The sequence below is a fragment of the Nostoc sphaeroides genome, assembly GCF_003443655.1.
In the GTDB taxonomy this organism is placed as follows: domain Bacteria; phylum Cyanobacteriota; class Cyanobacteriia; order Cyanobacteriales; family Nostocaceae; genus Nostoc; species Nostoc sphaeroides.
The window spans coordinates 6,190,607-6,214,781 of record NZ_CP031941.1 but is presented as its reverse complement, the minus strand read 5'-3'; the positions used below and the strand labels follow the sequence as shown (position 1 = coordinate 6,214,781).

The 24,175-nt window shown below is 42.3% G+C and carries 27 protein-coding genes and 2 pseudogenes; 13 read left to right on the top strand and 16 right to left on the bottom strand.

What is annotated here, in order from left to right; genetic code table 11:
* Positions 1-201 precede the first annotated feature (201 nt).
* Entirely contained in the window at positions 202-1,035 is an 834-nt protein-coding gene (gene trpC, locus D1367_RS27800) for an indole-3-glycerol phosphate synthase TrpC (protein WP_118170103.1), read from the top strand.
* Here trpC and D1367_RS31395 read toward each other — a convergent pair.
* Positions 1,032-1,388, bottom strand: coding sequence for a hypothetical protein (locus D1367_RS31395; protein WP_181984988.1), 357 nt, complete (start codon positions 1,386-1,388; stop codon positions 1,032-1,034). The two genes, trpC and D1367_RS31395, sit on opposite strands and share 4 nt — an antisense overlap.
* Before the next feature lie 51 nt (positions 1,389-1,439).
* On the opposite strand from D1367_RS31395, the gene D1367_RS31920 reads away from it, so the two are divergent.
* The 5 genes from D1367_RS31920 (at position 1,440) to aroF (ending at position 6,284) form a co-directional block, all read left to right on the top strand.
* Positions 1,440-1,601: a hypothetical protein gene (locus D1367_RS31920; RefSeq protein ID WP_220450985.1), complete on the top strand. Its 162-nt coding sequence runs from the start codon at positions 1,440-1,442 to the stop codon at positions 1,599-1,601.
* 23 nt (positions 1,602-1,624) lie between these two features.
* On the top strand, positions 1,625-2,452 hold the full coding sequence (trpA, locus tag D1367_RS27785) for a tryptophan synthase subunit alpha (RefSeq protein WP_118170099.1): 828 nt from the start codon (positions 1,625-1,627) through the stop codon (positions 2,450-2,452).
* 160 nt (positions 2,453-2,612) lie between these two features.
* The gene (gene trpB / locus D1367_RS27780; RefSeq protein WP_118170096.1) at positions 2,613-3,842 is read left to right on the top strand and encodes a tryptophan synthase subunit beta; all 1,230 of its coding nucleotides are present in this window, start codon (positions 2,613-2,615) and stop codon (positions 3,840-3,842) included.
* A 111-nt stretch (positions 3,843-3,953) separates the two neighbouring features.
* Positions 3,954-5,051, top strand: coding sequence for an anthranilate phosphoribosyltransferase (trpD, locus tag D1367_RS27775; RefSeq protein ID WP_118170094.1), 1,098 nt, complete (start codon positions 3,954-3,956; stop codon positions 5,049-5,051).
* A 132-nt stretch (positions 5,052-5,183) separates the two neighbouring features.
* Positions 5,184-6,284: a 3-deoxy-7-phosphoheptulonate synthase gene (gene aroF, locus D1367_RS27770; protein WP_118170092.1), complete on the top strand. Its 1,101-nt coding sequence runs from the start codon at positions 5,184-5,186 to the stop codon at positions 6,282-6,284.
* Between the two features lie 289 nt (positions 6,285-6,573).
* On the opposite strand, the gene D1367_RS27765 is transcribed toward aroF, so the two are convergent.
* From D1367_RS27765 to D1367_RS27755, 3 genes are all read right to left on the bottom strand, one after another.
* Positions 6,574-7,104: a calcium-binding protein gene (locus tag D1367_RS27765; RefSeq protein WP_118170090.1), complete on the bottom strand. Its 531-nt coding sequence runs from the start codon at positions 7,102-7,104 to the stop codon at positions 6,574-6,576.
* Between the two features lie 458 nt (positions 7,105-7,562).
* Positions 7,563-7,763, bottom strand: coding sequence for a heavy-metal-associated domain-containing protein (locus tag D1367_RS27760; protein WP_118170087.1), 201 nt, complete (start codon positions 7,761-7,763; stop codon positions 7,563-7,565).
* Positions 7,764-8,060: 297 nt separating this feature from the next.
* Positions 8,061-8,873, bottom strand: a complete 813-nt coding sequence (locus tag D1367_RS27755; RefSeq protein ID WP_118170084.1) for an SDR family NAD(P)-dependent oxidoreductase — start codon at positions 8,871-8,873, stop codon at positions 8,061-8,063.
* Positions 8,874-9,085: 212 nt separating this feature from the next.
* On the opposite strand from D1367_RS27755, the gene D1367_RS27750 reads away from it, so the two are divergent.
* The gene (locus D1367_RS27750) at positions 9,086-10,063 is read left to right on the top strand and encodes a threo-3-hydroxy-L-aspartate ammonia-lyase (RefSeq protein WP_118170082.1); all 978 of its coding nucleotides are present in this window, start codon (positions 9,086-9,088) and stop codon (positions 10,061-10,063) included.
* Positions 10,064-10,128: 65 nt separating this feature from the next.
* On the opposite strand, the gene D1367_RS27745 is transcribed toward D1367_RS27750, so the two are convergent.
* From D1367_RS27745 to D1367_RS27730, 4 genes are all read right to left on the bottom strand, one after another.
* Positions 10,129-10,734 carry a Uma2 family endonuclease gene (locus D1367_RS27745; protein ID WP_118170080.1) on the bottom strand — a complete coding sequence of 202 codons (606 nt, stop codon included), beginning with the start codon at positions 10,732-10,734 and terminating at the stop codon, positions 10,129-10,131.
* Positions 10,735-10,868: 134 nt separating this feature from the next.
* Positions 10,869-11,087 (bottom strand): toxin-antitoxin system HicB family antitoxin, encoded by a 219-nt coding sequence (locus D1367_RS27740; protein ID WP_118170078.1) that lies wholly within the window; start codon positions 11,085-11,087, stop codon positions 10,869-10,871.
* A gap of 100 nt (positions 11,088-11,187) precedes the next feature.
* Complete coding sequence (locus D1367_RS27735) at positions 11,188-11,493, bottom strand: helix-turn-helix domain-containing protein (RefSeq protein ID WP_118170075.1); 306 nt, start codon at positions 11,491-11,493, stop codon at positions 11,188-11,190.
* Entirely contained in the window at positions 11,490-11,849 is a 360-nt protein-coding gene (locus D1367_RS27730) for a type II toxin-antitoxin system RelE/ParE family toxin (protein ID WP_118170072.1), read from the bottom strand. The genes D1367_RS27735 and D1367_RS27730 overlap by 4 nt, the downstream gene beginning before the upstream one ends.
* Between D1367_RS27730 and D1367_RS31390 the strand changes: the two genes are divergently transcribed.
* The 5 genes and pseudogenes from D1367_RS31390 to D1367_RS27710 all read left to right on the top strand — a co-directional run.
* Positions 11,827-12,003, top strand: a complete 177-nt coding sequence (locus D1367_RS31390; RefSeq protein ID WP_181984987.1) for a hypothetical protein — start codon at positions 11,827-11,829, stop codon at positions 12,001-12,003. The genes D1367_RS27730 and D1367_RS31390 overlap by 23 nt on opposite strands.
* Before the next feature lie 274 nt (positions 12,004-12,277).
* The gene (locus tag D1367_RS27725) at positions 12,278-12,484 is read left to right on the top strand and encodes a hypothetical protein (RefSeq protein ID WP_118170070.1); all 207 of its coding nucleotides are present in this window, start codon (positions 12,278-12,280) and stop codon (positions 12,482-12,484) included.
* Between the two features lie 272 nt (positions 12,485-12,756).
* Entirely contained in the window at positions 12,757-14,073 is a 1,317-nt protein-coding gene (locus D1367_RS27720; protein WP_118170068.1) for an amino acid permease, read from the top strand.
* A 101-nt stretch (positions 14,074-14,174) separates the two neighbouring features.
* Positions 14,175-14,462, top strand: coding sequence for an RNA 2'-phosphotransferase (locus D1367_RS33395; protein WP_410477553.1), 288 nt, complete (start codon positions 14,175-14,177; stop codon positions 14,460-14,462).
* A 299-nt stretch (positions 14,463-14,761) separates the two neighbouring features.
* A pseudogene (locus D1367_RS27710) lies at positions 14,762-14,950 on the top strand (RNA 2'-phosphotransferase); the annotation flags it as partial.
* 525 nt (positions 14,951-15,475) lie between these two features.
* Here D1367_RS27710 and D1367_RS27705 read toward each other — a convergent pair.
* The 5 genes from D1367_RS27705 to D1367_RS27685 form a co-directional block, all read right to left on the bottom strand.
* A complete protein-coding gene (locus tag D1367_RS27705) occupies positions 15,476-16,297 on the bottom strand; it encodes an NADPH-dependent oxidoreductase (protein ID WP_118170065.1) in 822 nt (273 codons plus the stop codon).
* Positions 16,298-16,573: 276 nt separating this feature from the next.
* Complete coding sequence (locus D1367_RS27700) at positions 16,574-17,692, bottom strand: sulfonate ABC transporter substrate-binding protein (protein WP_118170062.1); 1,119 nt, start codon at positions 17,690-17,692, stop codon at positions 16,574-16,576.
* Positions 17,693-18,187: 495 nt separating this feature from the next.
* Entirely contained in the window at positions 18,188-18,946 is a 759-nt protein-coding gene (locus tag D1367_RS27695) for a class II aldolase/adducin family protein (RefSeq protein ID WP_118170060.1), read from the bottom strand.
* Positions 18,933-19,604 carry a cysteine dioxygenase family protein gene (locus D1367_RS27690; protein WP_118170057.1) on the bottom strand — a complete coding sequence of 224 codons (672 nt, stop codon included), beginning with the start codon at positions 19,602-19,604 and terminating at the stop codon, positions 18,933-18,935. The genes D1367_RS27695 and D1367_RS27690 overlap by 14 nt, the downstream gene beginning before the upstream one ends.
* A gap of 69 nt (positions 19,605-19,673) precedes the next feature.
* The gene (locus tag D1367_RS27685; protein WP_118170054.1) at positions 19,674-19,883 is read right to left on the bottom strand and encodes an RRXRR domain-containing protein; all 210 of its coding nucleotides are present in this window, start codon (positions 19,881-19,883) and stop codon (positions 19,674-19,676) included.
* 979 nt (positions 19,884-20,862) lie between these two features.
* On the opposite strand from D1367_RS27685, the gene D1367_RS30220 reads away from it, so the two are divergent.
* Positions 20,863-21,045, top strand: a complete 183-nt coding sequence (locus tag D1367_RS30220) for a hypothetical protein (RefSeq protein WP_147337401.1) — start codon at positions 20,863-20,865, stop codon at positions 21,043-21,045.
* Between the two features lie 88 nt (positions 21,046-21,133).
* Here D1367_RS30220 and D1367_RS27680 read toward each other — a convergent pair.
* The 3 genes and pseudogenes from D1367_RS27680 to D1367_RS27670 form a co-directional block, all read right to left on the bottom strand.
* A pseudogene (locus D1367_RS27680) lies at positions 21,134-21,664 on the bottom strand (IS630 family transposase); the annotation flags it as partial.
* Positions 21,661-22,083: a helix-turn-helix domain-containing protein gene (locus D1367_RS27675; protein ID WP_118169149.1), complete on the bottom strand. Its 423-nt coding sequence runs from the start codon at positions 22,081-22,083 to the stop codon at positions 21,661-21,663. The gene D1367_RS27675 and the pseudogene D1367_RS27680, both read right to left, overlap by 4 nt.
* 74 nt (positions 22,084-22,157) lie before the next feature.
* Positions 22,158-23,918, bottom strand: coding sequence for an RluA family pseudouridine synthase (locus D1367_RS27670; protein WP_118170052.1), 1,761 nt, complete (start codon positions 23,916-23,918; stop codon positions 22,158-22,160).
* Positions 23,919-24,175: the final 257 nt, after the last annotated feature.

The following is a 24,175-nucleotide window of genomic DNA, read 5'->3' as shown; positions in this document are numbered from 1 at the left end:
CTCAAAAACTCTCATAATTAATCAGGACTTATGCAAAATACTTCTCAAACTCTTATTTCTCCGTGTTCTCTGTGCCTTTGTGCTTCGATTTTCCGTTACCTGTTCCTAAATCCTATTAATAACTCATAACTCATAACTCATAACTCATAACTCCTAACTCCTAACTCCTAACTATTAACCTCCCCACTCCCCTAAAAGATTATGACTAATCAAGTTGCCACTTCCCGCCATATTCTCGAAGAAATTGTGTTGCATAAAAGGCAAGAAGTTGCACAAATGCAGCAAGAACTGCCTTTAACCTCCTTGCGACAACAGTTAAATACAGCCCCGACTGTGCGAAATTTCTTGACTGCTTTGCAAGAAAACCGCAACCAACCTAGCTTAATTGCCGAGGTAAAAAAGGCATCACCTAGCCGTGGCATTATCCGCGCAGATTTTGATGCAGTAGCTGTTGCTCAAGCTTATGAACGAGGTGGTGCAGCTTGTTTATCAGTCTTAACTGATCATAAGTTTTTTCAAGGCAGTTTTGATAATCTGCGAAGGGTGCGATCGCAAGTTGCATTACCCCTACTGTGCAAAGAGTTTATCATTGACCGCTATCAAATTTATTTAGCACGAAGAGCAGGTGCAGATGCAGTCTTGTTGATTGCTGCCATTTTATCAGATCAAGAACTTCAGGCTTTTTTGCAACTAATTCATGATTTAGGCATGAATGCACTGGTAGAAGTTCATACCCTGGCTGAACTGGATCGAGTGCTAAAGCTTGATAACCTAAGTTTAGTAGGAATCAACAATCGCAATCTAGAAGATTTTACCCTTGATATAGGCACAACACAGCAACTTTTAGCACAGCGTCAACAACAATTACAAAGTTTGGATATCACCGTCGTCAGCGAGTCTGGACTGTATACATCTGCTGATTTATCTCTTGTAGCTGTTGCTGGTGCGCGTGCGGTTTTAATTGGAGAGTCTTTAGTTAAACAAAGCGATGTAGAACAAGCTGTGCGTAGTTTGCTAAGACTTGATTCTCCCTAACCCTCCTTCAAAATTGAAGCAAGCCTTTCTAAGGCGGTTGGGTCGATTTTGAAAAAATAAGTTTCTTGCGGAATCTGGGTAAAGGGGACACTTAAAGGGCAAAATTCCCTTTTCCCTTCCCCCTTAACCCTTTCTTTATTCCCTAACGGAGATAAAAGCCTCATTAACGGAGATAAAAGCCTCATTAACGGAGCTAAAAGCCTCATTAACGGAGCTAAAAGCCTCATTAATGGAGATAAAAGCCTCATTAACGGAGCTAAAAGCCTCATTAATGGAGATAAAAGACTCATTAATGGAGCTAAAAGTCTCATTAATGGAGATAAAAGACTCATTAATGGAGATAAAAGACTCATTCACGAGTATCAAAGACTCGACGACAAAAAATCTAGCGTGGGCATCGCTAATTGCTAAGTGTAAGGGACTTCCAAGTAAAAAAATATTCCATTGCTATTGTTGACAGTCAACAGCCAACAGTCAACAGTCAACAGTCAACAGTCAACAGTCAACGACTTGAATGTGGAATAATTTATTTTTTGGAGTTCCCTAAATTATCCCAAAACTATTAACCAATCATTAACTAATTTTCAGCATGACTTCTATCTCAGCTTCCTTTCAAACTTTACGCGATCGCCAACAGTGTGCTTTAATCCCCTTTATCACAGCAGGCGATCCTAACTTAGAAACCACTGCCAAGGCAATACGTATCTTAGATCGCAACGGTGCAGACTTCATCGAGTTGGGTGTTCCCTACTCCGATCCTCTAGCAGATGGGCCTGTTATTCAAGCAGCAGCAACCCGCGCTTTGCAAAAAGGCACGAAATTAGAGCAAGTGCTAGAAATGTTACAGGTGGTGATTCCTAACCTAAAAGCGCCGATAATTCTATTTACTTACTACAATCCCATTTTACACCGAGGTATTAAACCATTTTTAGGAAAAATTGCTGCTGTTGGCGTGCGAGGCTTGGTAGTGCCAGACTTACCCTTAGAAGAAGCAGAAGAATTAATCCAAACTGCTGCATCTTTCGGAATTGAAGTAATTTTACTCGTAGCTCCTACCAGTTCTCTTGATAGAATTGAAGCGATCGCTCATCAATCTCAGGGTTTTATCTACCTGGTGAGTGTTACAGGCGTTACAGGTATCCGCGCTCAAATCCAAGACCGGGTAAAGTATTTATTAAAAGATTTGCGAAGCGTCACCGATAAACCCATCGGCGTTGGTTTTGGCATCTCAGAAGCAAAACAGGCCCATCAAGTAATGGAATGGGGAGCAGACGCAGTGATTGTTGGTAGTGCCTTTGTGAAACGTTTAGCTGAAAATAGCCCAGCAGAAGGATTGCAAGCTGTAGAAGAATTTTGTCAAGAACTGAAAGCAGCAATTACCTCAGCATCCCTGCAACAAGCTGGTTCGGCAAAGTAAAAAAGCTCTTTCTTCTCTCTGCGTCCTTGGCGTCTTGGCGGTTCGATAAAGAGTAACGAACCGCCAAGACGCCAAGGACGCCAAAAAGAAAATACAAAGGAAATCTTGGCTGTAATATCAGTTCTCAAAAATATATTTGAACGTAAAAGGATTTTAACCAGTGGTAAGCATACAAGACATTAAGACTGCAACTGTCCAACCAGATTCTTTAGGCAGATTTGGAAAATTCGGCGGTAAGTACGTCCCCGAAACCTTAATGCCTGCATTAACTGAATTGGAAGCGGCATTTCATCAATATTGCAACGAGCCGAGTTTCCAAGCAGAACTGCAAAATCTACTGCGCGATTATGTAGGACGACCCAGCCCATTATATTTTGCTGAACGCTTGACAACAAACTACGCTCGACCAGATGGCACAGGGCCGCAAATTTATTTAAAGCGCGAAGATTTAAATCATACAGGCGCTCACAAAATTAATAATGCTTTGGCTCAGGTATTGCTAGCTAAACGCATGGGTAAGCAACGGGTGATTGCAGAGACGGGTGCAGGACAACACGGTGTAGCTACTGCAACTGTATGTGCTAGGTTTGGTTTGAAATGTGTAATTTACATGGGCGTCCACGATATGGAACGCCAAGCCCTGAACGTCTTCCGCATGAAGTTAATGGGTGCAGAAGTTCGCCCAGTGGAGGCAGGTACGGGAACTCTCAAGGATGCAACTTCCGAAGCAATTCGAGATTGGGTGACGAATGTAGAAACAACCCATTACATCCTGGGTTCTGTTGCTGGCCCTCATCCCTACCCAATGATTGTCCGTGACTTCCACGCGATAATTGGTGTAGAAACTCGCACTCAAGCTCAGGATAAATGGGGAGGATTACCAGATATTCTACTGGCTTGCGTGGGTGGAGGTTCCAATGCGATCGGCTTATTCAATGAGTTTATGCATGAACCTTCGGTGCGCCTAATCGGAGTCGAAGCGGCGGGTGAAGGTGTAAATACAGAAAAACATGCTGCTACCTTGACAAAAGGAAAAATAGGTGTGTTGCACGGTGCAATGAGCTATTTGCTGCAAGATGATGATGGTCAAGTCATCGAAGCCCATTCAATTAGTGCCGGATTAGATTATCCCGGCGTTGGGCCTGAGCATAGTTATTTAAAGGATCTTGGTCGCGCTGAATATTACAGTGTTACCGATAAACAGGCTCTAGATGCATTTCAAAGGCTTTCGCAATTGGAAGGGATTATTCCAGCCTTAGAAACTGCTCATGCGATCGCATATCTCGAAACCCTTTGTCCTCAATTAGAAGGCAACCCCCGCATCGTCATCAATTGTTCCGGCAGAGGTGACAAGGACGTGCAAACCGTCGCCAAAGTCTTGATTCCTTAATTTTCTTGTCATTTGTCCTTTGTCATTTGTCCTTCGTGAATGACTAATGACCAATGACTAATGACCAATGACTAATGACCAATGACTAATGATCAATGACTAACGACAAGTATGATAGCTGTAACTAAAACTCCACTAGACAACATCCCCGTCACTTCTGAGTTATACAACTGGCCAGGTTTATTGCAACAGTTGTTTGCTCGGCAGTCTTTAACAGTTTCCCAAGCTGCGGATTTGATGCAAGGTTGGCTCACAGATGCCATTCCCGATGTCCTATCAGGAGCGATTTTAGCCGCAATCCAAGCTAAAGGCGTATCCGCCCAAGAATTAGTAGGCATGGCCAGTGTCTTACAATCTCAATCCCCACCCCTTATACAGACGCGATTAATCGCGTCTCCCCTAATTGACACCTGCGGAACTGGTGGAGATGGCGCTTCAACCTTTAATATTTCCACTGCTGTTGCCTTTGTCGCTGCCGCCGCCGGGGTAAAAGTTGCCAAACATGGCAATCGTTCGGCATCTAGCAAGACTGGTTCGGCTGATGTGTTGGAAGCTTTGGGTATAAATCTCAACGCCATTCCAGAAAAAGTGCAAGCCGCAGTGGGTGAAGTCGGAATCACCTTTTTGTTTGCTCCCGGCTGGCATCCTGCACTTAAAGCGATCGCTACTTTGCGAAAAACGTTGAAGGTGCGGACTGTCTTTAACTTGCTCGGCCCTCTAGTAAATCCTATGCGACCGACAGGGCAAATTATTGGTGTAAATGACCCGCTTTTACTAGAGGAGATTGTTCAAGCTTTATCCCAATTAGGATGTCAGCAAGCGATCGCCCTCCACGGACGCGAACGTTTAGATGAAGCTGGTTTAGCAGATGTCACTGACTTAGCTGTACTCCAAGATAAAAAAGTCCGTTCTCTAACGCTGAATCCTCAAGAACTTGGTTTGAGTTTTGCACCCACTGCGGCGTTGTGCGGTGGAGATGTCGAAGAAAATGCCGAAATCTTGAAAGCAGTTTTGCAAGGTAAAGGCACGCAAGCGCAGCAAGATGTAGTCGCTTTAAATACAGCTTTAGCACTCCAAGTTGGTGAAGCCATTCACGGGGAAACGGATATTTTAGGCGGTTGTGTTAAAGGTATTGCCCTTGCTAAAGATATCCTGCAAAGCGGCGCGGCTTGGACAAAACTTGAAGAACTTGCTGAATTTTTGCGCTAATTGCCAAGGTAATTTTGAGGGTTCGTAGTAAGCACTTTAGTGCTTAGAAAATAAGGACTAAAGTCCTTACTACGAACTTACTTACCCTACTTTTATTACACCCAAAAACTAACTATACACAAGGAAAAACAGATGATTATCATACTTAAGAGCGGTACACCTGGTGAAGAAATTACTCGCATCAGCCAAGAAGTGAGTGAGACTTGGGGAGTCACGGTAGAAAAAAGCGTTGGCACTCATAAAGCTGTTTTAGGGCTAATTGGTGATACGACTAGCATCGATAAATTACAGGTTCAAGAGTTTAGCCCTTGGATTGAGCAAGTATTACGAGTGCAACAACCTTTCAAGCGGGTAAGTCGAGAATTCCGACATGGAGAAGCCAGCGAGGTTGTTGTACCTACACCTAACGGTGATATCTATTTCGGCGAACTTCACCCGATCGTAGTAGTAGCAGGGCCTTGTTCCGTTGAAAATGAAGCGATGATTGTCGAAACCGCAAAGCGGGTGAAGGCAGCAGGAGCGCAATTTCTGCGTGGTGGAGCTTACAAACCCCGCACTTCACCTTATGCCTTTCAAGGTTATGGTGAAAGCGCTTTAGATTTGTTAGCAGCAGCGCGGGAAGCTACTGGTTTGGGTATCGTCACAGAACTCATGGATGCTGCCGATTTATCCGCAGTGGCGAGAGTCGCTGACATAATCCAAATTGGGGCGCGAAATATGCACAACTTTTCGCTGTTGAAAAAGGTAGGCGCTCAAGATAAACCCGTGTTACTGAAGCGGGGGATGTCTGCCACAATTGACGAGTGGCTGATGGCGGCAGAATATATTTTGGCATCAGGAAATCCCAATGTGATTTTGTGTGAGCGCGGAATCAGAACCTTTGATGGCAAATATGCCCGGAATACTTTAGATTTATCGGTGCTTCCGGTGTTGCGATCGCTCACCCATTTACCGATTATGATTGATCCTAGTCATGGTACTGGTCGGTCTGAATATGTGCCATCGATGGCTATGGCTGCGATCGCCGCTGGTACAGATGCCTTAATGATTGAAGTTCACCCCAATCCAGCAAAAGCTTTATCCGATGGCCCCCAATCTCTCACCCCTGATAAATTTGACCGCTTAGTTCAAGAAATGTCAATTCTGGGCAAAGTAGTCGATCGCTGGCCTACACCTGCATTTGATCGGGTTGGTGAAAACCGCATTCTCTTCACACCCGAACTATCAAAGTAGATAAGTAACTAAGCACGAATTGCCCTCATCCCCTAACCCCTTCTCCCAAGTTGGGAGAAGGGGAACTAGAGAATTTGCTCCCCTCTCCCAAAATTGGGAGAGGGGTTGGGGGTGAGGGTAAAACCTGGAAAGCTTACCAATGCTAGCTTATACGTTAAGTTGACACCAATGATTCCCTACTCCCTGCCTATCGCGCTTGCGCTGCGCTTCGCGCACCACGCAAATAAGTTCAGAAATCAAATATGATTCCTATATAACCCTGTAGGTGTGCAGAGAGAAAGAGGTTTATCTACACTAGGAAGACACCCCCAAGATCGTTCTCCCCTTCGTAGTCTGTCTTAAAGAAATTTAGGTTGTTGCTACTTCCAAAATCTTGAATAATAACTTGAGACAAATTGCCCGCATATATTATCAGATCAGGAGATGAGGTTCCAACATTTGCAACAGATTTAGCCACGAACTTTAACTCTCTATTACCATTTATAACGATAGTTTCTGACGAGTTGTAGTCTGTTATTATGGCATCTCCAGCAGGATCGTTGTAGTAGTTGCCGTCACCGTCGCCAGCCACATATATATCAACTCCTCTGCCTCCTGTTAAAACATCTCTGTCTGTTCCGCTATATGCATATAAGCCTATTAAGATATCATTTCCATTACCACCAATAAGCGTGTCGTTTCCCCCATATCCATAGATAAGGTCGCTAGAATTAGTACCTTGCAAACGATTATTGAACTTTGTACCCGTTATCTTAGTATCGTATTGAAAGACTGCTAGAGGATCATTGGGATCAGAAGCATAAATTCGATAGTCAGCCATTTTACACCTCTTCAATAAAAGGGACTAAGCTAATCGTTATTCAAAATTCTGGCTTGAGTGACATAGGATTAGGGTTTAGCGCACAGTTAGTACAATTTGAAGGCAGATTTAGCTTTATTTGTTTAGGAAGTATAGTGATAAACAAAATGCAGTTGAGCAAAACGCAACATAAATTTACCGCTCGGTTTCAGGAAACTTTCGCTGGTCTACACCTGCATTTGATAGCGTTGGTGAAAGCCACATTCTTTTCACACCAGAACTATCAAAGAAGATAGACGTAATCTGAGACGATTTTTTGCAAACGGCTAAACCCGATCAACAGATTTTGATCGGGTTTTCGTAAACTACCCGCGCTTTAATTAATAATACTCAGCCTGGAAACCGGGCGAATATATGACTAAGCAATTGTGCTGGCTAAATTACTTCATCTAAATCTCTTCAGAAATTTAGAAATGTGATTAATAGCCCTCGATAGTATAACCAGCAGATTGAACTATCTGTTTAATTGTCTCTTCAGAAGCCGCACCTTCTACAACTACGGTTTTTGCCTTAACGTCTACATCTACTTTGGCATCAGCTACCATAGTTTGAATAGATTTAGTTATTTTATTGGCACACTCATCACCTTTGATATCTGTAACTTTCAATTTAATTGCCATTACTTACCTCTTTCCTTCAACTGTAATTTCTCTTTAATAAATATATTAACTGTTGAGATAGTCAGCGCACATCCTACTATAGTTTATTACCAAAACCCTGTAAAGACGCGAAATTTCGCGTCTCTACAACCCAGCAAAATTAATGGGACAGACTACTAGTACAACGCGGCGTAAATAAACCTACCATTTCAAACAGGCACAAGCCTTCATATATCAATCTTTTGACTTTTGAATGAGTGACTTTTGACTTCCGCCTTGCGGTACTAGCAATTTCTAAAATGCCCCCCTGCTGCAAGGCTACCTATTTTTTTTGAGTTCGTGCATACTTCTCACAACCTTTGTTACTAAATTTCTGGGTGTAAATCTGACGCTTTCAGTCAATAGCTTATTTCTCATCCCAGGAACGACAACAGTTTTATTTTTCATTAAGGCGCGATAACCAATCTTAGCAACGGTTTCTGTATCCATCATTCTGTTAACGTTAGCAATCTTTGAATCTTCCATTGCAGCAGTTTGTTGAAATTCCGATGCTGTTGGCCCTGGACAAAGAACAGTCACGCTGACACCTGTGCCCTCTAATTCATTAGCGATCGCTTCTGAAAATGATAATACATAGGCTTTAGTAGCAAAATAAACTGCCATTAGAGGCCCTGGTTGAAAAGCCGCCGCAGAAGCCACATTTAATATTTTTCCATAGTCTTGCTCGACCATATCTTTGAGAAATAACTTAGTCAAATGAGTCAGACTGACCATATTTACCTGAAGCATTTGCAGTTCAATAGTGAGGTCTGTTTCACTAAATGCTCCATAAGTACCAAAGCCAGCATTATTAACTAGCACATCAATCTTAATAGATGCTTGCTGTAGTTCTGTGAAAATTTCTTCTGGGGATGTTGGGATAGATAAATCCTTAACAAAAATTTTGACAGAAATGCTAAATTTTTCGGGAAATTCATCTATAATTTCAGTAAGTTTTTTTTCATTCTTATCTACTAACACCAGATTATAACTATGACGAGCAAAAATCTGGGTTAATTGATAGCCTATTCCACTCGCCGCTCCTGTAATTAGAGCAGTTTTTTTTTGCCGACTTTCAGATGTTTTATTCATGCTAGAAAAATGGCGAAGGTGAGTTAATTAATTTAAGTTTTATAAATTTAACTACAGCAATATATATATAATGTTTGCTGTAGCTATTTTTATGCAGACAAGAAATGATGCTATCCACCTGAAATGAGTATGCTTCAATCAAGGATATTAGGCGCAAATATAAAAATCTGTATCTATATAAACAAGAGCAAGAATATTTAAGATTGTCATCAATGCCACAGCATAATTCTGTTACTATAACTGATGTGCAAGCAGCACAAGAGCGAATTTTGGGGATTGCCCATCGCACGCCTGTACTGACTTCTAGAATCGTTAACGATCGCACCAATAGCCAAGTATTTTTTAAGTGCGAAAATTTTCAACGCACAGGGGCATTTAAATTTAGAGGTGCATACAACGCCCTAGCCCAACTATCGGCAGCACAAAAACAAACAGGCGTTCTCACCTATTCATCGGGAAATCATGCCCAAGCGATCGCTTTAGCTGGACGATTACTAAATATTCCCACCACCATTGTCATGCCTGATGATGCACCCGTTGTCAAACAAACTGCGACTCGTGGCTATGGTGCAGAGATAATTTTATACAATCGCCAAGAAACAAACCGGGAAGAATTAGCCCAAAATTTAGCAGATAATCGCTCTTTGACACTCATTCCCCCTTACGATCATCCCCATGTAGTCGCCGGACAGGGGACAACTGCTTTAGAACTAATCCAAGAAGTTGGTGAATTGGACAAATTATTAGTTTGTTGTGGCGGTGGCGGATTACTTTCCGGGTGTGCGATCGCAGCCAAGTCACTTTTACCCAATTGTAAAGTAATCGGGGTAGAACCAGCACTTGCTGACGATGCTACCCGCTCTTTTCACACCAAAACCCTGCAAACTGTCAAAAATCCTAATACCATCGCTGATGGTGCGCGAACTCCTAGCCTTGGTAAAATTACTTTCCCCTTAGTGCTGGATTACGTCGATGATATGGTGACGGTATCTGAAGAAGCGATTCTTCGCACCATGTTTTTTTTGTGGGAACGTCTGAAAATTGTCGTTGAACCTACCGGAGTGCTTGCAGCAGCAGCCTTACTCGAAGGTGTGGTGACAGCACCAGAGGCGAGAGTTGGTGTCATCATCAGCGGTGGAAATGTAGATTTGGCGCAAGTTGGTAAATTGTTTGCTGTGGGATTGGATTGAAAAGTTAAATTTTCAATTGACAAAGTGCGACGCACTCGCGATCGCACCTCAACGTATTAATACATTTAACGAGGAAGAATATCATCTAAGCGAAGTTGAATATGGGGAAAAAGCGGTGATTTTATTAATTGATTTAATCGATATTGTTTTTGAGTATAAGTGTCTTCAACTAGTTGACAAACAGTGAAAGTAGGTTGTTTCGGTTTACCAATAAATGCGACTCCACCCAATCCTCGATAATCTACAATCCAATATTCGGGAATGCCTAAAATTGCATACTCTTCTACTTTGCGAGCATAGTCAGTTTCCCAGTTGCTACTAACAACTTCAACCACCAGTTTAATTGAGCGTCCCAGCGTAATTACGGGTTCTGGCTCCCAAAGTGGTTCACGGTCGAGAACGGTTTCATCAAGAACCACAACGTCAGGACGACGAACTGTAGCTGCATCCGCGAAGGGATAAATTAAACAAGTGCGAGGAGTAAACCAGGGGAGTTGTTCTGCAACAAGGTGTATACCAATTTGGGTTGCAACTTTCCCACTCACCGTTTCGTGGGGGCCAGTGGGTTCCATGTCAATTATTTCTCCGTCTGCTAATTCATGGTGGGGTTTATCTTGATATTGGGAGAGAAAATCTTCTTTAGTGAGCGTTTTTTGGGAGATATATGTCATTGAGCTAATCTCCTGAGAGGATGTTGGTAGGCGATGTCTGGTGACAAGAAGCGTAGTTCTCTACGCACTTTTGATAATGGGGCTCATGTGGGCGATCGCCTCCGGTTAGTGTTTGCATAATCGCCCTACAAGCTCTATTCTGTCAGAGCAGCAAGTTTAGCCAGTATTCTTAAGCCTTCTTGTGGGTTGCCAGTTGCAGCCATTGCTTTAAATCTTGTATGGGCATCAAATTCTGCTAGAGCTATGGTAGAAAGTTCTTCAATCAATTTATTGACACTGATGCCTTTGGCTTGAGCAAGTTCTTTCAATCTATTATGCTTATCGTCTGGTAAACGAATAGTTAAAGTTGCCATTTTTGTTTAACTCCTAATAAGTTCTTCAGGTTTGAATATTGATAAGTTAGGAAATAACAATTCAGCATTTTGGAAATCTTTGACATTGTGAGTGGCAATATCAATCGAACTGAGAAATCACAACCTCTTGATCGGGAAAACGCGCTATGATTGTCAGACTTCCGCCAAGAGATTTAATGTATCGAGAGAGCGTGGATATTTGAATATCATCCTGATGCTCAATTTTTGAAAGTGCCGATTGTACCACTCCCATATTCTTTGCGACATCGCTTTGTGTATGTCCAAGGGACTCTCGAAGCTCAGAAAGTGTCAATTTGAGCAATGCAAGGTTTGCTTGCATCTCGCTTTCTGCCTGTTGTTCAGGAGTCATTTTTTTACGAAGTTCTTTAAATGGCTTCGTCTTCATAGGAACCCTTGTGTTTTTAATTCTTCTAAATGTTCGTCATATAACGTATCCGTTTTTGGTACATTCTCCTCATACCAGCGATCGTCTCCTCCTTTGTTTCCTCCAAAAAGAAGAATGGCGACTCTCCTTGGATCAAATGCATAGAGTATTCGGTACGGTTCTCCTCTGTGCTGTACCCTCAATTCTCTCATGTGGGAATGACGTGAGCCGTTTATTTTTGAACTGTAGGGAAAAGGAAGCTCCGGCCCCCGTGCCTCAAGTAGTCGCACTACTGTATCGATCGCAACTTGGGTGCTGTCGTCTAGCTCAACCCACCACATTTCAAACTCGTTTGTGAATTCTACCTCCCACGTCATTATTACTTACACATATTTTCACGAGAATATCACCTTTAACTCATATTATGACTACATCTGTGTAGAACCAAGTAAAGAAAGAATATTCTTAAACTTAGCGATGTCTACGACGGGCTATTCAGCGATCGCACTTTTGGTGATGGGGTTGGTGTAGGCGATGTCTACGACGGGCTATTCGGCGTCGCACTTTTGGTGATGGGTTTGATTTGGGCGATCGCACTCTGAGCAACTGTGTCCAATGAGCGATCGCACTTTTGGTGATGGGATTGATGTGGCAATACGCTTGGGTTGAACTTTAGTGTTACCCAACAAAACACCGAAAATGTTGGGTTTCGTTCCTCAACCCAACCTACGCAGTTTAAGGTTCTTGGCGCTAACCCAAGGGTATTGGTTTATGTGGGCGATCGCACTCTGAGCAACTGTGTCCAATGAGCGATCGCACTTGTGATGATGAGGTTGATGTGGGCGATCGCTCTCTTAGCCATTGTCTCAAAGAAGCGATCGCAAACAATAAAACTTACACCTGTCAGAGATTAGGGAGTGGGAGTTTGGGTATTTTGGATTCCTCTGTCTTTAATTTTTTGACAAACCTGTTCAAACCATCGCTGCCTGGTATATTGCATGACTACTGGTAGCCGAAAGAAACGATCGCCGCTTTTATTTAAACTACATCTGTATATAAAGACAATGTTTTTTCGTGCGTGATCTATTTAATTAATAAAGTGCTATAAGTAACATTCATATTCTTAAAGTTGTGTTGATAATGAACTAGCGATGTCTACGACGGGCTACGCATACGCTTCTTGTCCACGAAAATTTGCCCGAAAAAGCCGGAACATCAGGATTTTTGTCAAGAATATTTACACATGTTAATATTGTCTTTCTGGTTTAAGTACAGATATTCAGTATGGTTCCCATAAAGACTTTTTCCGAAGATTCAGAGCAAGTCACTCGGTTGTTTTCTCATCTCGAATTTGATGGAAAAAAGCTGAATCATCAACCGGGTAGTGTATTGGGAAGTACTGCATTGATTGCGGGAACCACCGTTGGGGCTGGAATTCTCGCTCTACCAGCCGTTACCCTACCGTCTGGGATTGTGCCCTCCACATCTGGGTTGATTGCTGTTTGGCTCTACGCTTTAGTTTCAGGGTTACTGGTTGCAGAAGTAACTTTAAACATAATGCGAACAGAAGGGCATCCGAGTATAGGTTTTTTGGCAGTTGTTGAGAAAATCCTTGGTAAGGTGGGAGGGCGACTTGCAGGCGGCGCATATTTATTCATGCACTATGCTCTCTTGGTAGCATACATCGCCCAAGGTGGAGAGATTTTAGGATCTGCCGCAGCAAAAGTCTGGGCTTTGCAGATATTGCCTACGTGGGTGGGTACAACGACTTTCACGCTGTTATTTGGTGGCATTATGTATCTTGGGCGAGAAAAGTTTATTGAGAAATTAAACAGCGCCTTTGTCGGAATTGTCATCGTTTCCTTTTTGGGACTATTGTTGTTAGCAGGAGGACACATTCAGAGTACGCAATTGTTATTTCAGAACTGGAGTGCCCTTGGTAGTGCCATTTCAGTGATGTCTGTGGCGCTATTTTTCCAAAACGTTGTGCCGTTGGTTGTGACGCAACTCGAAGGAGATGCCCGCAAAATTCGTCAGTCTATCTTTATTGGTTCTGTGATTCCTCTAATTATGTTCTTGGCGTGGAATGCCGTAATTTTAGGAAGCATAAGTCCCGATATGCTACATGGCACATCTAATGGTAGAACTGTTTTTGACCCACTGCAAATTCTCCGAGCAGGTGGCGCTGGGGAATGGTTAGCAGTGTTAGTATCCATTTTTTCAGAGTTTGCGATCGCTACATCATTCATTGGATTTGTGTACGGATTGCTGGATTTGCTCAAAGATATTTTCCTAATTGCACAGGGCAAACTTTCTAGTCGCCTACCCCTCTATTCGCTAGTTCTTTTCCCTCCAATGACTCTCGGAACACTCAATCCCAGCATCTTTTTTACTGCCCTAGATTACACTGGAACATTTAGTATTTCAGTTCTAGGTGGAATTATTCCAGCGTTAATGAGTTGGAAGCAACGTCAAGAACAAGAAAATTCAGATAGCATAAATCAACCACTCGTTCCTGGTGGAAAGGTGACACTCATTGTCATGGTTGGGATAGCATTAGCCATGATAGGCAGAGAAATTCTGTCAATTTACACAAACTAAAACCATCAATGAAAATTGTGATGTAACATTAAAAATATATTTTTGTAGTATGTTTTATGCCAACCACAATCTTAGAGGATGTTTGAAAAGTCATCTAAGGTATGTTTGACTACTCTGGCTATCGAGAAGTTGAACGAGATAATGAGGGTTATGGGAATTGCGATCGCTTCTCGGAGTTGCATTTAAGGCTCAAACTGACACTTTTCAAACATCCTCTTATGAGTGATTCTCGCCTCGTCAAAATCAGCAAATATCTCAGCAAATATTTGCGACATACACCGGATGCAATTGGAATAAAACTTGCTCCCAGTGGTTGGGTTGTTGTTGATGAACTACTTACTGCTTGTGCTAAAAACAAGTTTCCGATTACCCGTCACAATAATTCGTAATTGTTAATTCGTAATTCGTAATTATTACCCAATACAGTTCAGTTAAGCCCAAAAACCTTGGTAAAGACGCGAAATTTCGCGTCTCTACAGGTCTAAAATTAGTACCAAAAATCCTTAACTGAACCGTATTGAATTATTACCCCATGCATTTTAGGCTGGGGCTTGTAGTAAATATGCTACGCATTTTTTTCTTTTTCATAATTAAAATTAGGTGGCTCTGTACCCAGAATGAATTAATTAATAATTAATTTAGTAATTTTTAATTACGAATTACGAATTACGAATTACGAATTATTCGGTCACGCCATCATGTCCATTTATCGAAGGATATTGTAACAGCACAAACTGTTGGTGCAAGATATGGAAAAGCAGTAGTTTTTGCTGTATATGCTGCGGCAATGCATCAAGCTGGTTACATCTTTTATTGTTCTGCTAATGGTGTTTGGTTAGTGGATCATGTGCCACCAGAGTATCTACAAAAAATTTGAATAGAAAATTGGCTCTAATTTCTCCAAAACACCGTAGAGGCAATTCATGAATTGCCCCTACTCCAATCACAGGCAAATTGCCTCGCTGTTAGCTTTGCCCAAACCTTTACTAGCAGCAGTCAGCCCCTTCCCTACGGGACGCTGCGCGAACGGGGAAGTCAAAAGTCACGCATTCAAAAGTCAAAAGTTTTGAACCCCATAAATAAATTTATTTGCTCTGTAGTAAGGATGTAATATTTCTTGCGCTATGCCACTCGTTATACATTTTTTTTCTTCTCCATAAATAAATTTAGTTGCTCTGTACCTTTTTATTTTTGGTCACTAAAGCGACTTTGCCACGGAGTTGCAAATCCATAATCTTGATTCTTCTTATTTACAGTTAAGGATAATTGTAGGTTGGGTTGAACTTTAGTGTTACCCAACAAATGCCCGAAAATGTTGGATTTCGTTCCTCAACCCAACCTACGCAAATTTTTTTTCTGGCTTAACCCAAGCGTATTGATCCATAATCTTGATTCTTCTTATTTACAGTAACTTGAAGCCAAGATGATTGAGAACTTCCCGCAAGCGATCGCGTCCTCTCAGTGATTCTACGGTTGCAATCCTTTGGGCTGAGTGTTCTGACCAATCGCCAGGGACATTCATCTTTTGTTCAGTATAGAATTCTTTGATGATCTCGTTGTAATGAGCGATCGCTTCTTCTTGATCTGCCAATTTATAAGTTTCGCGGTGCAGCACAGCTGATTGTGGCAATCGTGGCTTAATCGCTGCTTCTACCTCTGGATTTGGATAGCCTACACACAGCCCAAATACAGCATACACAGAGGAAGGCAAATTCAATATCTCTGCTACCTCTTGCGGGTGGTTGCGAATTCCACCGATATATACTGTTCCTAAACCGAGTGACTCGGCTGCTACTGTTGCGTTTTGCGCCGCCAAAGTTGCATCAATTGTTGCCATCACAAACATTTCCAAGTATTCCAGCGCATCATGAGATATGCCACGACTCTCAGCAACGTAATTTAGACGCGCCAAGTCTGCTAACCAAACCAAAAATAAAGGAACCTGCTTAATATGTGCTTGGTTCCCCGCTAACTTAGATAACTCCGCTTTGCGCTGTTCGTCTTCCACTGCTACCACACTCCAGGTTTGCAAATTAGAGGAAGTAGATGCAGATTGGGCGGCTGCAATTAGTAACTCCAGAGTTCCCGGTGGTAGAGGATCGGATAAATAAGACCGAATTGAACGGTGAGATAGTAGTGCTGTTAGCGAATCATTCCATTTAATTTCGGGATTAAAGGGAATTTCACCGTAGCGCGATCGCAATAGTTCTGTAGGATTAGTCATAATCAATTTCAAGATTCACACTTCAAAAATTTTCAGTTGTTTTATTATTAACACCAATTCCATTTGTCAGGTCATACATCTGTCATTGGTGTCAACTTAAGCTAAAAATGGCAAAACTTTCGGCTTGACTCACCCGCCTGGAACTTTACTTCAAGTCTACTTCAGTAGACTTTTGCTAAAAGCCAAGGAACTTCAGTTCCTTGCGGGACATGACTTTTACGTTCAGTTAACACCAATTTACATCTATACGCCCTACAGCAAATTCATTGCACTAGTTTAAGTTTTTGGTGAAAATGCAGCGTATTGTTCTTTTGTCAATACTGCATCCCTCACACTTACCTTTTTGGGAATTAACTTTAATTTATAATATGTATCCGCAACACCTTGTTGTAGATTTATTAGATTGTCGTCAATTGGTACAAGACCAAAAGTCCGCCTGTTAGTTGCTTTTCTCATCGTTTCTAGGTCAATTCCTAACACAGGTGCTAGAGTTTTTGCTACTTCTTCTCGATTCTGTTTAGACCATTCTTCTAGATTTTGAATTTCCTCTAGTATTGCCTTCACAGTTTGGGGATTTTCAGTGACAAACTTGCGAGTTGCTAAATAATATCCTCCCTGCTTATTAATTCCTGTCCCATCAATCAAAACTCTGGCTTTAGTTGCCTCTTGAGCCGCAGCATAGAACGGGTCCCAAATTACCCAGGCATCTACACTACCTTTAACAAATGCAGCACGGGCATCAGCCGGTGCTAAATATTTAGGTTCAATGTCAGTATATTTTAATCCAGCTTTTTCTAAAGCTTGGACTAACAATAAGTGGGCGCTAGACCCTTTTTGAAAAGCAACTTTTTTGCCTTTCAAGTCAGTAAGTTTTTGAATTGAAGAATTCTGGGGAATAAGAATTGCTGAACCAGCAGGACTAGAAGCAATACCAGCCACGTAAGTTAATGATGCTCCTGCGGCTTGGGCAAAAATTGGCGGTGATTCTCCTACGTGTCCGAAGTCAATACTACCCACATTCATGGCTTCTAGCAATTGTGGCCCCGCAGCAAATTCAATCCATTGTACAGATATATCATTTGGTGACAGACGCTTTTCTAAGACACCTTTGGTTCTCAGCAAAATATTCGATTTTTGATAGCCAAATCTGACTACTGTTGCTTTATTGGAAGCAGAATTACTAACAGATGTAGCACTGGGGTTAGAAGAATTAACAATCGATGTCGATGAACAGGCAGCAAATAGCAAGCTCAGACAAAGACCTGTAACAAAAGCCCCCATTATTGGCAAAACAGAAGAAAAGAATAATTTATGTTGATTGTTAAAGAGGATATTCCTGAACTTGACGGGCGATATCCCCTTGGCAATGAAACGGCGAAAGATTAGGTTAATCATCAAAATGATTTCTCTGAGCTATATAAATACTATAAATCTATAGTGTTACCGGAGTATATAAATAAATTTAGGAAAATTTGACATAAAAAATAGAGATAAGTGGCGAAAATTGTTACTTCTTTGCCTATTATCCAAGTGTCAAGTCGCTTCTCGAAATTAAAAATTATTACTGATGAGCTAACGCAACTCTACCAGACGCACTCCCGTTCGCTATCAGTGTGGGCTGCCCAAGCCAAAACTGATTGTATATCTGACTTTTCACAGTATGTGGAAAACCTCACTTCTATTTCTCTCTTCCTTTGAGGAGAGAGACTTTGAATTTTCCCCTTTAGAGCGACGAGTTGGGGGTTAGGGGGTTAGGTCAATCGTTGGCTTTTCCACATAACCTGAATTGTCAGATTGTAGACCACTGAAATCTTTGATTCATTGTTAGCTCTGTACCCAAAATTAATTAATTAAAAATTAAAAATTAAAAAAAGCTCAAAAAATACAGCACTAATTTAGTAAATCAGGTTCTTCGCGCACAATTCTGTCGTAAAGGGGCTGGAAGCCGAACCACCCACTTGTATGTGACCCCACTTGAGTTTGTGTTAAACGGGCTGTTTCGTGTTTGATAGTAGTAGGTCTACCCGCAGCTTCTGCTAATAGTTGGGCTTGGCACGATCGCTCTAAGCTAATGTACCAAAAGGCAGCTTCATCTACTGTATGTCCCACAGTTAAAATGCTGTGATTACGCAGGATTATAGCTTTGTTTGACCCCAAGGCTTGCGCCAGTCGCTGACCTTCAGAAGTTTCTAAAACCACACCTGTGAAATCGTCAAATAGCGCATGGTCTTCGTAAAAAGCACAAGAATCTTGAGTCAAAGGGTCAAGAAGCCGCCCCAAACTAGACCAGGCTTTACCATAAAGTGAATGGGCGTGAGCCGCCGCAATCACATCAGGTCGAGCTTCATGAATCTGAGAATGGATGGCGAAAGCAGCTCGATTTACTTCAGCATCGCCTTTAACCACCTCACCTTCTCTGTTAACTAACACCAGGTCAGAAACTCGGATATGACCGAAGTATGTTCCAAACGGATTCACCCAAAAATGGTCTGTAAATTCTGGGTCACGAGCCGTAATATGGCCTGCGATTCCCTCACTGAAACCGAACTTACCAAACAGGCGAAAGGCAGCAGCTAGGCGTTGTTTGCGGTGCAGACGTTCGTCTTCAACTCGCTCGAATACGGGGGGTTGTGGTCTAGGGTAGGGCATGTTCTTTTTCCTCTTCCTCTTTACAAGGAGCGTTAGAATATCCAGAGCGAAATGATTTGACACTGTGAGATTCTGGGATGAACTGGTGACGCAAGATGCAACCAGTATCATTACCCAGAATATGGATAGATACAGATGCGCTCTGGGATGTAGTTTTGACAGCGTGGATATCACCATCTGGGGGTAACAGGCGGTAGATATCCCCTGTTTGAAGCGATCGCACTTCAGTTATTTGTAATTGTGCGTGTCCTTGGGCATCGCCGTTATCTACACGGCGATAGACTGTTTCTTCTTGATTGCCTTTGTATAAACCAATCAATCCCCAGGCTAAATGGTCGTGGACGGGAGTCGTGGAATCTGGGGGAATCACCAAACTAAAGATTGACAGCGAACGGTCTTTGGTGCGAAAAAGTAGCCACTGACCAATACCGCCGCCCATCCTGCTTTCGGGGTTGACTTGGGCAAACTTTTGTGGTAACCATTCCTGTTGGGCAAGCAGTTCTTGAAAATAGGGTTCTAGTCTAGCGAGAGTTTGTGTGCGATCGTCAACAGTGTTAGCGCTAATTTCACGCACTGTTGCCACAAAGGATCGTAGTTCCTGGCTCAGGGTAAACCATTGGTCTTCTGGCAATGGTTCCAAGATGGTGTGGTTTGTCATCTATATTCCTCGTTTGGGAGGCGGCTAAGATTAACTAATTACTCGTAGTCACGAATTACGAATTACGAATTACGAATTACGAATTATTTTAATGCCAGGGTGAATTTTGAAACCAAGTTGCTCAAGTTTTAGATGAGAAAGGGACTCCTTCAGAATTATAGTAAAGGGATATCGCTGAAATACGGTAGCTTTACCTTGTGACAATAGCAGCCTAGCACGGCTGATACGTACTGGATATAACGGTTGTTGGTTGGCATCGAGAATGAATACTTTAGTCATGCATTCTATTCCTTACGAATAAAGTTATTAAGGGACTATCAAAAAATCAATCATCCAATCTGGCTCTAAGGGATTTCCAACAAATAAATTATTCAATCTTGTGGGGTGGGTAAGACGCTCACCCTACAAGAAGTAGTGGAGTATTTTTTATTTGTCAGTCTATTAGCTGGGATGTTAGTTTCTGTTACTACGGCAAGTCGGTCGGATAACCGGTTAATTGGCTACAACCAGAAATTATCACATACAAATTAAAAAAGCAAGTCGATTGTCATAGTTCTGGATGGGAGTAACGGGAATATGACACGATCGCGGCGATCGCAAGATTACTTGCATCAAAAGAAGAGACGTTCTTAAGAACTTCCCCGTAGTAAAATTTCCAAACAATCGATATTAGAGATACTGGAAAGCCACTATAGTTCTTTCAAAAAATCAATTATCGCTTGCATCGTCTACCGAACGAACAACCAACGGTGCATTGGTCACTTCGCTATTGGTAAACACAGTACCCGCAGGTGTTGTAAGCTGTTACGCAAATAAGATTGCACATCAACTGGTGAGGTTTTCCAAAGTCAATTGTCCAAAGTCCAATAGTAAACACTTCTAGACTAATGGCTAATGACTAATGACGGTCTACACGGAGTTTGTGCAATATGTAGGCGCGTTAGCTTATCAGGGGTGAGGGTACTTAAGTAGAGGCATTGAGTAAGACACGCTGAAAATCACAAATCGTATATTTGGATTTTTAGCCTGTCTATGTTATTAAGTATGAATAATAACAAGCTATTGGTACTAATGCTCAGACCTTTCTTTTGCTAAACCTTAAGGGTAATTACATATATAATTTACGATAATATTAAAATTAAGCCATTTAATCTAAATATTTCTACATAAAAACTTCCTTTAGTGTGAAAGGACTTTATTATACTGCCGTGCCCGCTTAATTTTTTGAAGCCATTCAGGCCAATTTCGCAATACACCGATGAAATCAATTCGCAATACCTCGACTTACCTCGGCTTACCTCGGCTTACCTCGGCTTTGCTCGGCACAAGTCGCTCGGCACAAGTCGCTCGGCACAAGTCGCTCGGCACAAGTTCGCAATGGGTAACTCTTGGAGACGCTAAAAGCGAACGCCCCGCTACGAAGAGAGCAATTCGCAATTAAACTAAGCCCGACATTAGGGGTGGGGTTTCAACCTACCTTGCGATACAAGGATTTGCCAGTGCCATCGTTAACGACATTACAGCAATTTTCATGTAAATAGACCACAGTGGTTGAACCAACCGAAGGCATCATCTTCGGTAATATAATTTACAGCGTCAGCCATAGCTTGATCGAGTAATTCCAGTGTGCGGGCTTCACGGGAACGGAGAAATTGCTTCAATTTCGACCAACAAAGTTCTATGGGGGATAAATCAGGAGAATAGGGGGGCAAAAACTTGACTTTTGCACCAACAGACTCGATGGCAATTTTTACACGTTCTGCGTGATGAACCCTCAGATTATCCATAACCACAATCGCCCCTTTCCATAATTGAGGAGCTAAGACCTGAGTTATATATGTGAGAAAAACCTCAGTATTTGTGCTTCCTGGCACAGTCATCGCTGCAACCAGTCCATCGAGGTTCAAAGCACCAATTAAGGAAACGTTTCCACCCTTTGTTCCTGGAATGCTACCAATTGCTCGTTCGCCATCTACTGCTCTAGCAAACAAGCGTGACATTGATAAATTCAATCCGGCTTCATCGACAAATACTAAGTTTCGCACGTCAATTTTATCTAACCAACGGCGATAGTCATGCCGTAATTCCTGTACTCGTGGAGTATCCTGCTCACTTGCATAGAGACTTTTTTTTTACAGCGTAAGTCTAATTTTTCTACTGCACGATGCATTGTCGAAATGCTGATCCTAATTCCTATATCTTTAGCGAAGCGATCGCATAACTCTGAGAGCAACAAATCATTTTTCTCTTCCACCCAAGACTTGATCGTGCTTAGATGTTCATCCTGAATAGTTGGTTTTTGGTATCCCCCACGTTGTTTTGCTTCAATTTGTCCACTTTGACGATAATGGCGCAGTAGGTTTCGCACAAACGACAAGCTAACCTTAAATCTTTCCGCCAACTGGCGTTGAGAGCCTTCCTTAGCTTCCCAAGCTTTAATCACGCGACGACGCAAATCCCCTGAGTAAGATACTGGCATCTAATTAAACAATCACTCCAGATCCAGAGTACAGTAATTTGTGGTTCAATTACCTGAAAACTGCTGTAATATTGTCAAAAGGGTGTAATTGCTTGTAAATGCAGGGTTTTTTCTAATTGCGGATGCTCGAAACGAAGTTCTCTGGCGTGCAGATGTAAGCGACTGGTAACTGCACAGCATCCATAAAGGCGATCGCCTAAAATAGTTACCCCAAGTCCTCGCGCATCAGCCGCATGAACCCTTAATTGATGAGTGCGCCCTGTAAGCGGCGTAAACTCTACGCGGGTATAATCTTGTTCTCTCCCCATTACTTGGAAGTGTGTCAAGCTGGGTTTACCGTGCTGCCAATCGACTTTTTGCTCAGGACGATTTTCAGGATCTCCCCACAATGGCAGGTCAATTTTACCCCGCTCAACTGTCACAGCACCGGAAAGTATCGCTTCATAAACCTTGTGAACCTGGCGCTGCTGAAACTGCTGGCTGAGTTGCCGATGGGTTTGACGATCGCGTGCTAACAACAAAATCCCAGATGTTTCCTGATCTAGGCGATGCACAGATGCAAGCGCCATACCATCCGGTAACAGATGACGTAAGCGACTCAAGACACTATCTTGGCGATCGCTATAACGACCAGGCACCGAAAGTAATCCAGCAGGTTTGTTCACAGCAATCAGCCATTCGTCTTCATAAATAATCGGCATTTCTCCCTTCATTGGGGGGAATTCATTGGACTCAAACACATTAGGTCTAGGTAAATGTGTTAATGTATTTAGTAAGAATGGGGTAGTTTTGTCTAAATCCCTATTAGAGATTGAAATAGGTCTTAAACCAGAGAGCAAAAACCCCATCAATGGCTGACATCGCTCGGCACATGCTCCATAAAATTTTCCCTGGATTTTATTTTGATTTACTGAAGACGCACCCCACCAAAATTCTGCCATTGCCAATGGTTTGAGATTATGAGTTGCCGCATAATGCAGCAACTTTGGGGCACAACAGTCTCCTGTGCCAGTGGGCGAACCTCCTGGCATCAATTGCTGTAATGATAGCGATCGCCCAGAAAAATTAGTCAGGCTGTAGGTAGCTTGCATCTGAGCTTGAAGTTGACGGGATAGCGCTTTACGCTGTTGTTTCAGTTCGCTAATTCGCGCATCCGTTGCTGCAATTAACTCCTGAAGAGGCTGTAATACGGCATTTTGCTGGCGTTTAAGTTGTCGTCGCTCAATTCCCTGCTGACGACTCTCTTCGTCGAGTTGTTCAAGGGCAATCGTGAGTGCTTCGTTTGTAAGTGTATTGCAGATTTGCTGACGTTTTTCTTGTCGTTGATGTTTGCAATGGCGATGGCGATCGCTCATTGCTTGCAACTGTTGTTCAAATTCATCAGACAGAGTTTGGTACTGCTGGCGTTCGGTTAGTTGCTTTAAGGTAATAATTTCTTGCTTAATCGCGTCCAACTGTGCCAAAGTGCGGGCTTCTTCCAAAGCAACTTCGTCTCGTCCGGGAATTGGTGGAACCCAGCCCTCAACCACACTGCAACCATTCAAAAGACCGGAAAAGGCTTTGAGTACCCTTTGTTCGCCATTAGGCAATTCAACTAAAAGTATTCCATACATCTTGCCTTCACGAGAATAACAGTCATTTTTGGCAAGTTGTTGCATAAGTCCGTGAGCGATCGCTTCAGACATTGAGGTGCGGGGTAAGTTCAGGCGATATCTACGACGGGCGTAGCTGCGGCCACTTTCGAGACAAGTCCCTTCGTACCAATAACTCGGAGATAAATCGTTGACAGCAAAATCGCAGTCGAGAAAATCTGAAAGTGCGTGCAGAACTACCATAAACTATATGACGTTGCTAAGTGAAAATAGAAATTTGCCTCATACAGAGACGCACCGTAAAGTCTGAGCAAAATAGAGGCGCAGAGAATAAGAATTTGGAATACTTGATTTTTGAATTTCATATCCAAATTTAGCAACGTTATATATATAATACAAAATCTTATTATTCTCCCCGCCTTAATCTATATTGTTTTGCGGCGTTTCCGAATTAACACATGAACTATTATTTCTAACTTTGCGTTTATGCGTTAGTTTTT

What these genes read in the sequence shown, in the direction of transcription:
- trpC (WP_118170103.1), top strand. Translation starts at nt 202, where the DNA reads ATGACTAATCAAGTTGCCACTTCCCGCCATATTCTCGAAGAAATTGTG.
- D1367_RS31395 (WP_181984988.1), bottom strand. Translation starts at nt 1,388, where the DNA reads ATGAGTCTTTTATCTCCATTAATGAGTCTTTTATCTCCATTAATGAGA.
- trpA (WP_118170099.1), top strand. Translation starts at nt 1,625, where the DNA reads ATGACTTCTATCTCAGCTTCCTTTCAAACTTTACGCGATCGCCAACAG.
- trpD (WP_118170094.1), top strand. Translation starts at nt 3,954, where the DNA reads ATGATAGCTGTAACTAAAACTCCACTAGACAACATCCCCGTCACTTCT.
- aroF (WP_118170092.1), top strand. Translation starts at nt 5,184, where the DNA reads ATGATTATCATACTTAAGAGCGGTACACCTGGTGAAGAAATTACTCGC.
- D1367_RS27765 (WP_118170090.1), bottom strand. Translation starts at nt 7,104, where the DNA reads ATGGCTGACTATCGAATTTATGCTTCTGATCCCAATGATCCTCTAGCA.
- D1367_RS27760 (WP_118170087.1), bottom strand. Translation starts at nt 7,763, where the DNA reads ATGGCAATTAAATTGAAAGTTACAGATATCAAAGGTGATGAGTGTGCC.
- D1367_RS27755 (WP_118170084.1), bottom strand. Translation starts at nt 8,873, where the DNA reads ATGAATAAAACATCTGAAAGTCGGCAAAAAAAAACTGCTCTAATTACA.
- D1367_RS27750 (WP_118170082.1), top strand. Translation starts at nt 9,086, where the DNA reads ATGCCACAGCATAATTCTGTTACTATAACTGATGTGCAAGCAGCACAA.
- D1367_RS27745 (WP_118170080.1), bottom strand. Translation starts at nt 10,734, where the DNA reads ATGACATATATCTCCCAAAAAACGCTCACTAAAGAAGATTTTCTCTCC.
- D1367_RS27740 (WP_118170078.1), bottom strand. Translation starts at nt 11,087, where the DNA reads ATGGCAACTTTAACTATTCGTTTACCAGACGATAAGCATAATAGATTG.
- D1367_RS27735 (WP_118170075.1), bottom strand. Translation starts at nt 11,493, where the DNA reads ATGAAGACGAAGCCATTTAAAGAACTTCGTAAAAAAATGACTCCTGAA.
- D1367_RS27730 (WP_118170072.1), bottom strand. Translation starts at nt 11,849, where the DNA reads ATGACGTGGGAGGTAGAATTCACAAACGAGTTTGAAATGTGGTGGGTT.
- D1367_RS27725 (WP_118170070.1), top strand. Translation starts at nt 12,278, where the DNA reads ATGAGCGATCGCACTTGTGATGATGAGGTTGATGTGGGCGATCGCTCT.
- D1367_RS27720 (WP_118170068.1), top strand. Translation starts at nt 12,757, where the DNA reads ATGGTTCCCATAAAGACTTTTTCCGAAGATTCAGAGCAAGTCACTCGG.
- D1367_RS33395 (WP_410477553.1), top strand. Translation starts at nt 14,175, where the DNA reads ATGTTTGACTACTCTGGCTATCGAGAAGTTGAACGAGATAATGAGGGT.
- D1367_RS27705 (WP_118170065.1), bottom strand. Translation starts at nt 16,297, where the DNA reads ATGACTAATCCTACAGAACTATTGCGATCGCGCTACGGTGAAATTCCC.
- D1367_RS27700 (WP_118170062.1), bottom strand. Translation starts at nt 17,692, where the DNA reads ATGATTAACCTAATCTTTCGCCGTTTCATTGCCAAGGGGATATCGCCC.
- D1367_RS27695 (WP_118170060.1), bottom strand. Translation starts at nt 18,946, where the DNA reads ATGCCCTACCCTAGACCACAACCCCCCGTATTCGAGCGAGTTGAAGAC.
- D1367_RS27690 (WP_118170057.1), bottom strand. Translation starts at nt 19,604, where the DNA reads ATGACAAACCACACCATCTTGGAACCATTGCCAGAAGACCAATGGTTT.
- D1367_RS27685 (WP_118170054.1), bottom strand. Translation starts at nt 19,883, where the DNA reads ATGACTAAAGTATTCATTCTCGATGCCAACCAACAACCGTTATATCCA.
- D1367_RS30220 (WP_147337401.1), top strand. Translation starts at nt 20,863, where the DNA reads ATGAAATCAATTCGCAATACCTCGACTTACCTCGGCTTACCTCGGCTT.
- D1367_RS27675 (WP_118169149.1), bottom strand. Translation starts at nt 22,083, where the DNA reads ATGCCAGTATCTTACTCAGGGGATTTGCGTCGTCGCGTGATTAAAGCT.
- D1367_RS27670 (WP_118170052.1), bottom strand. Translation starts at nt 23,918, where the DNA reads ATGGTAGTTCTGCACGCACTTTCAGATTTTCTCGACTGCGATTTTGCT.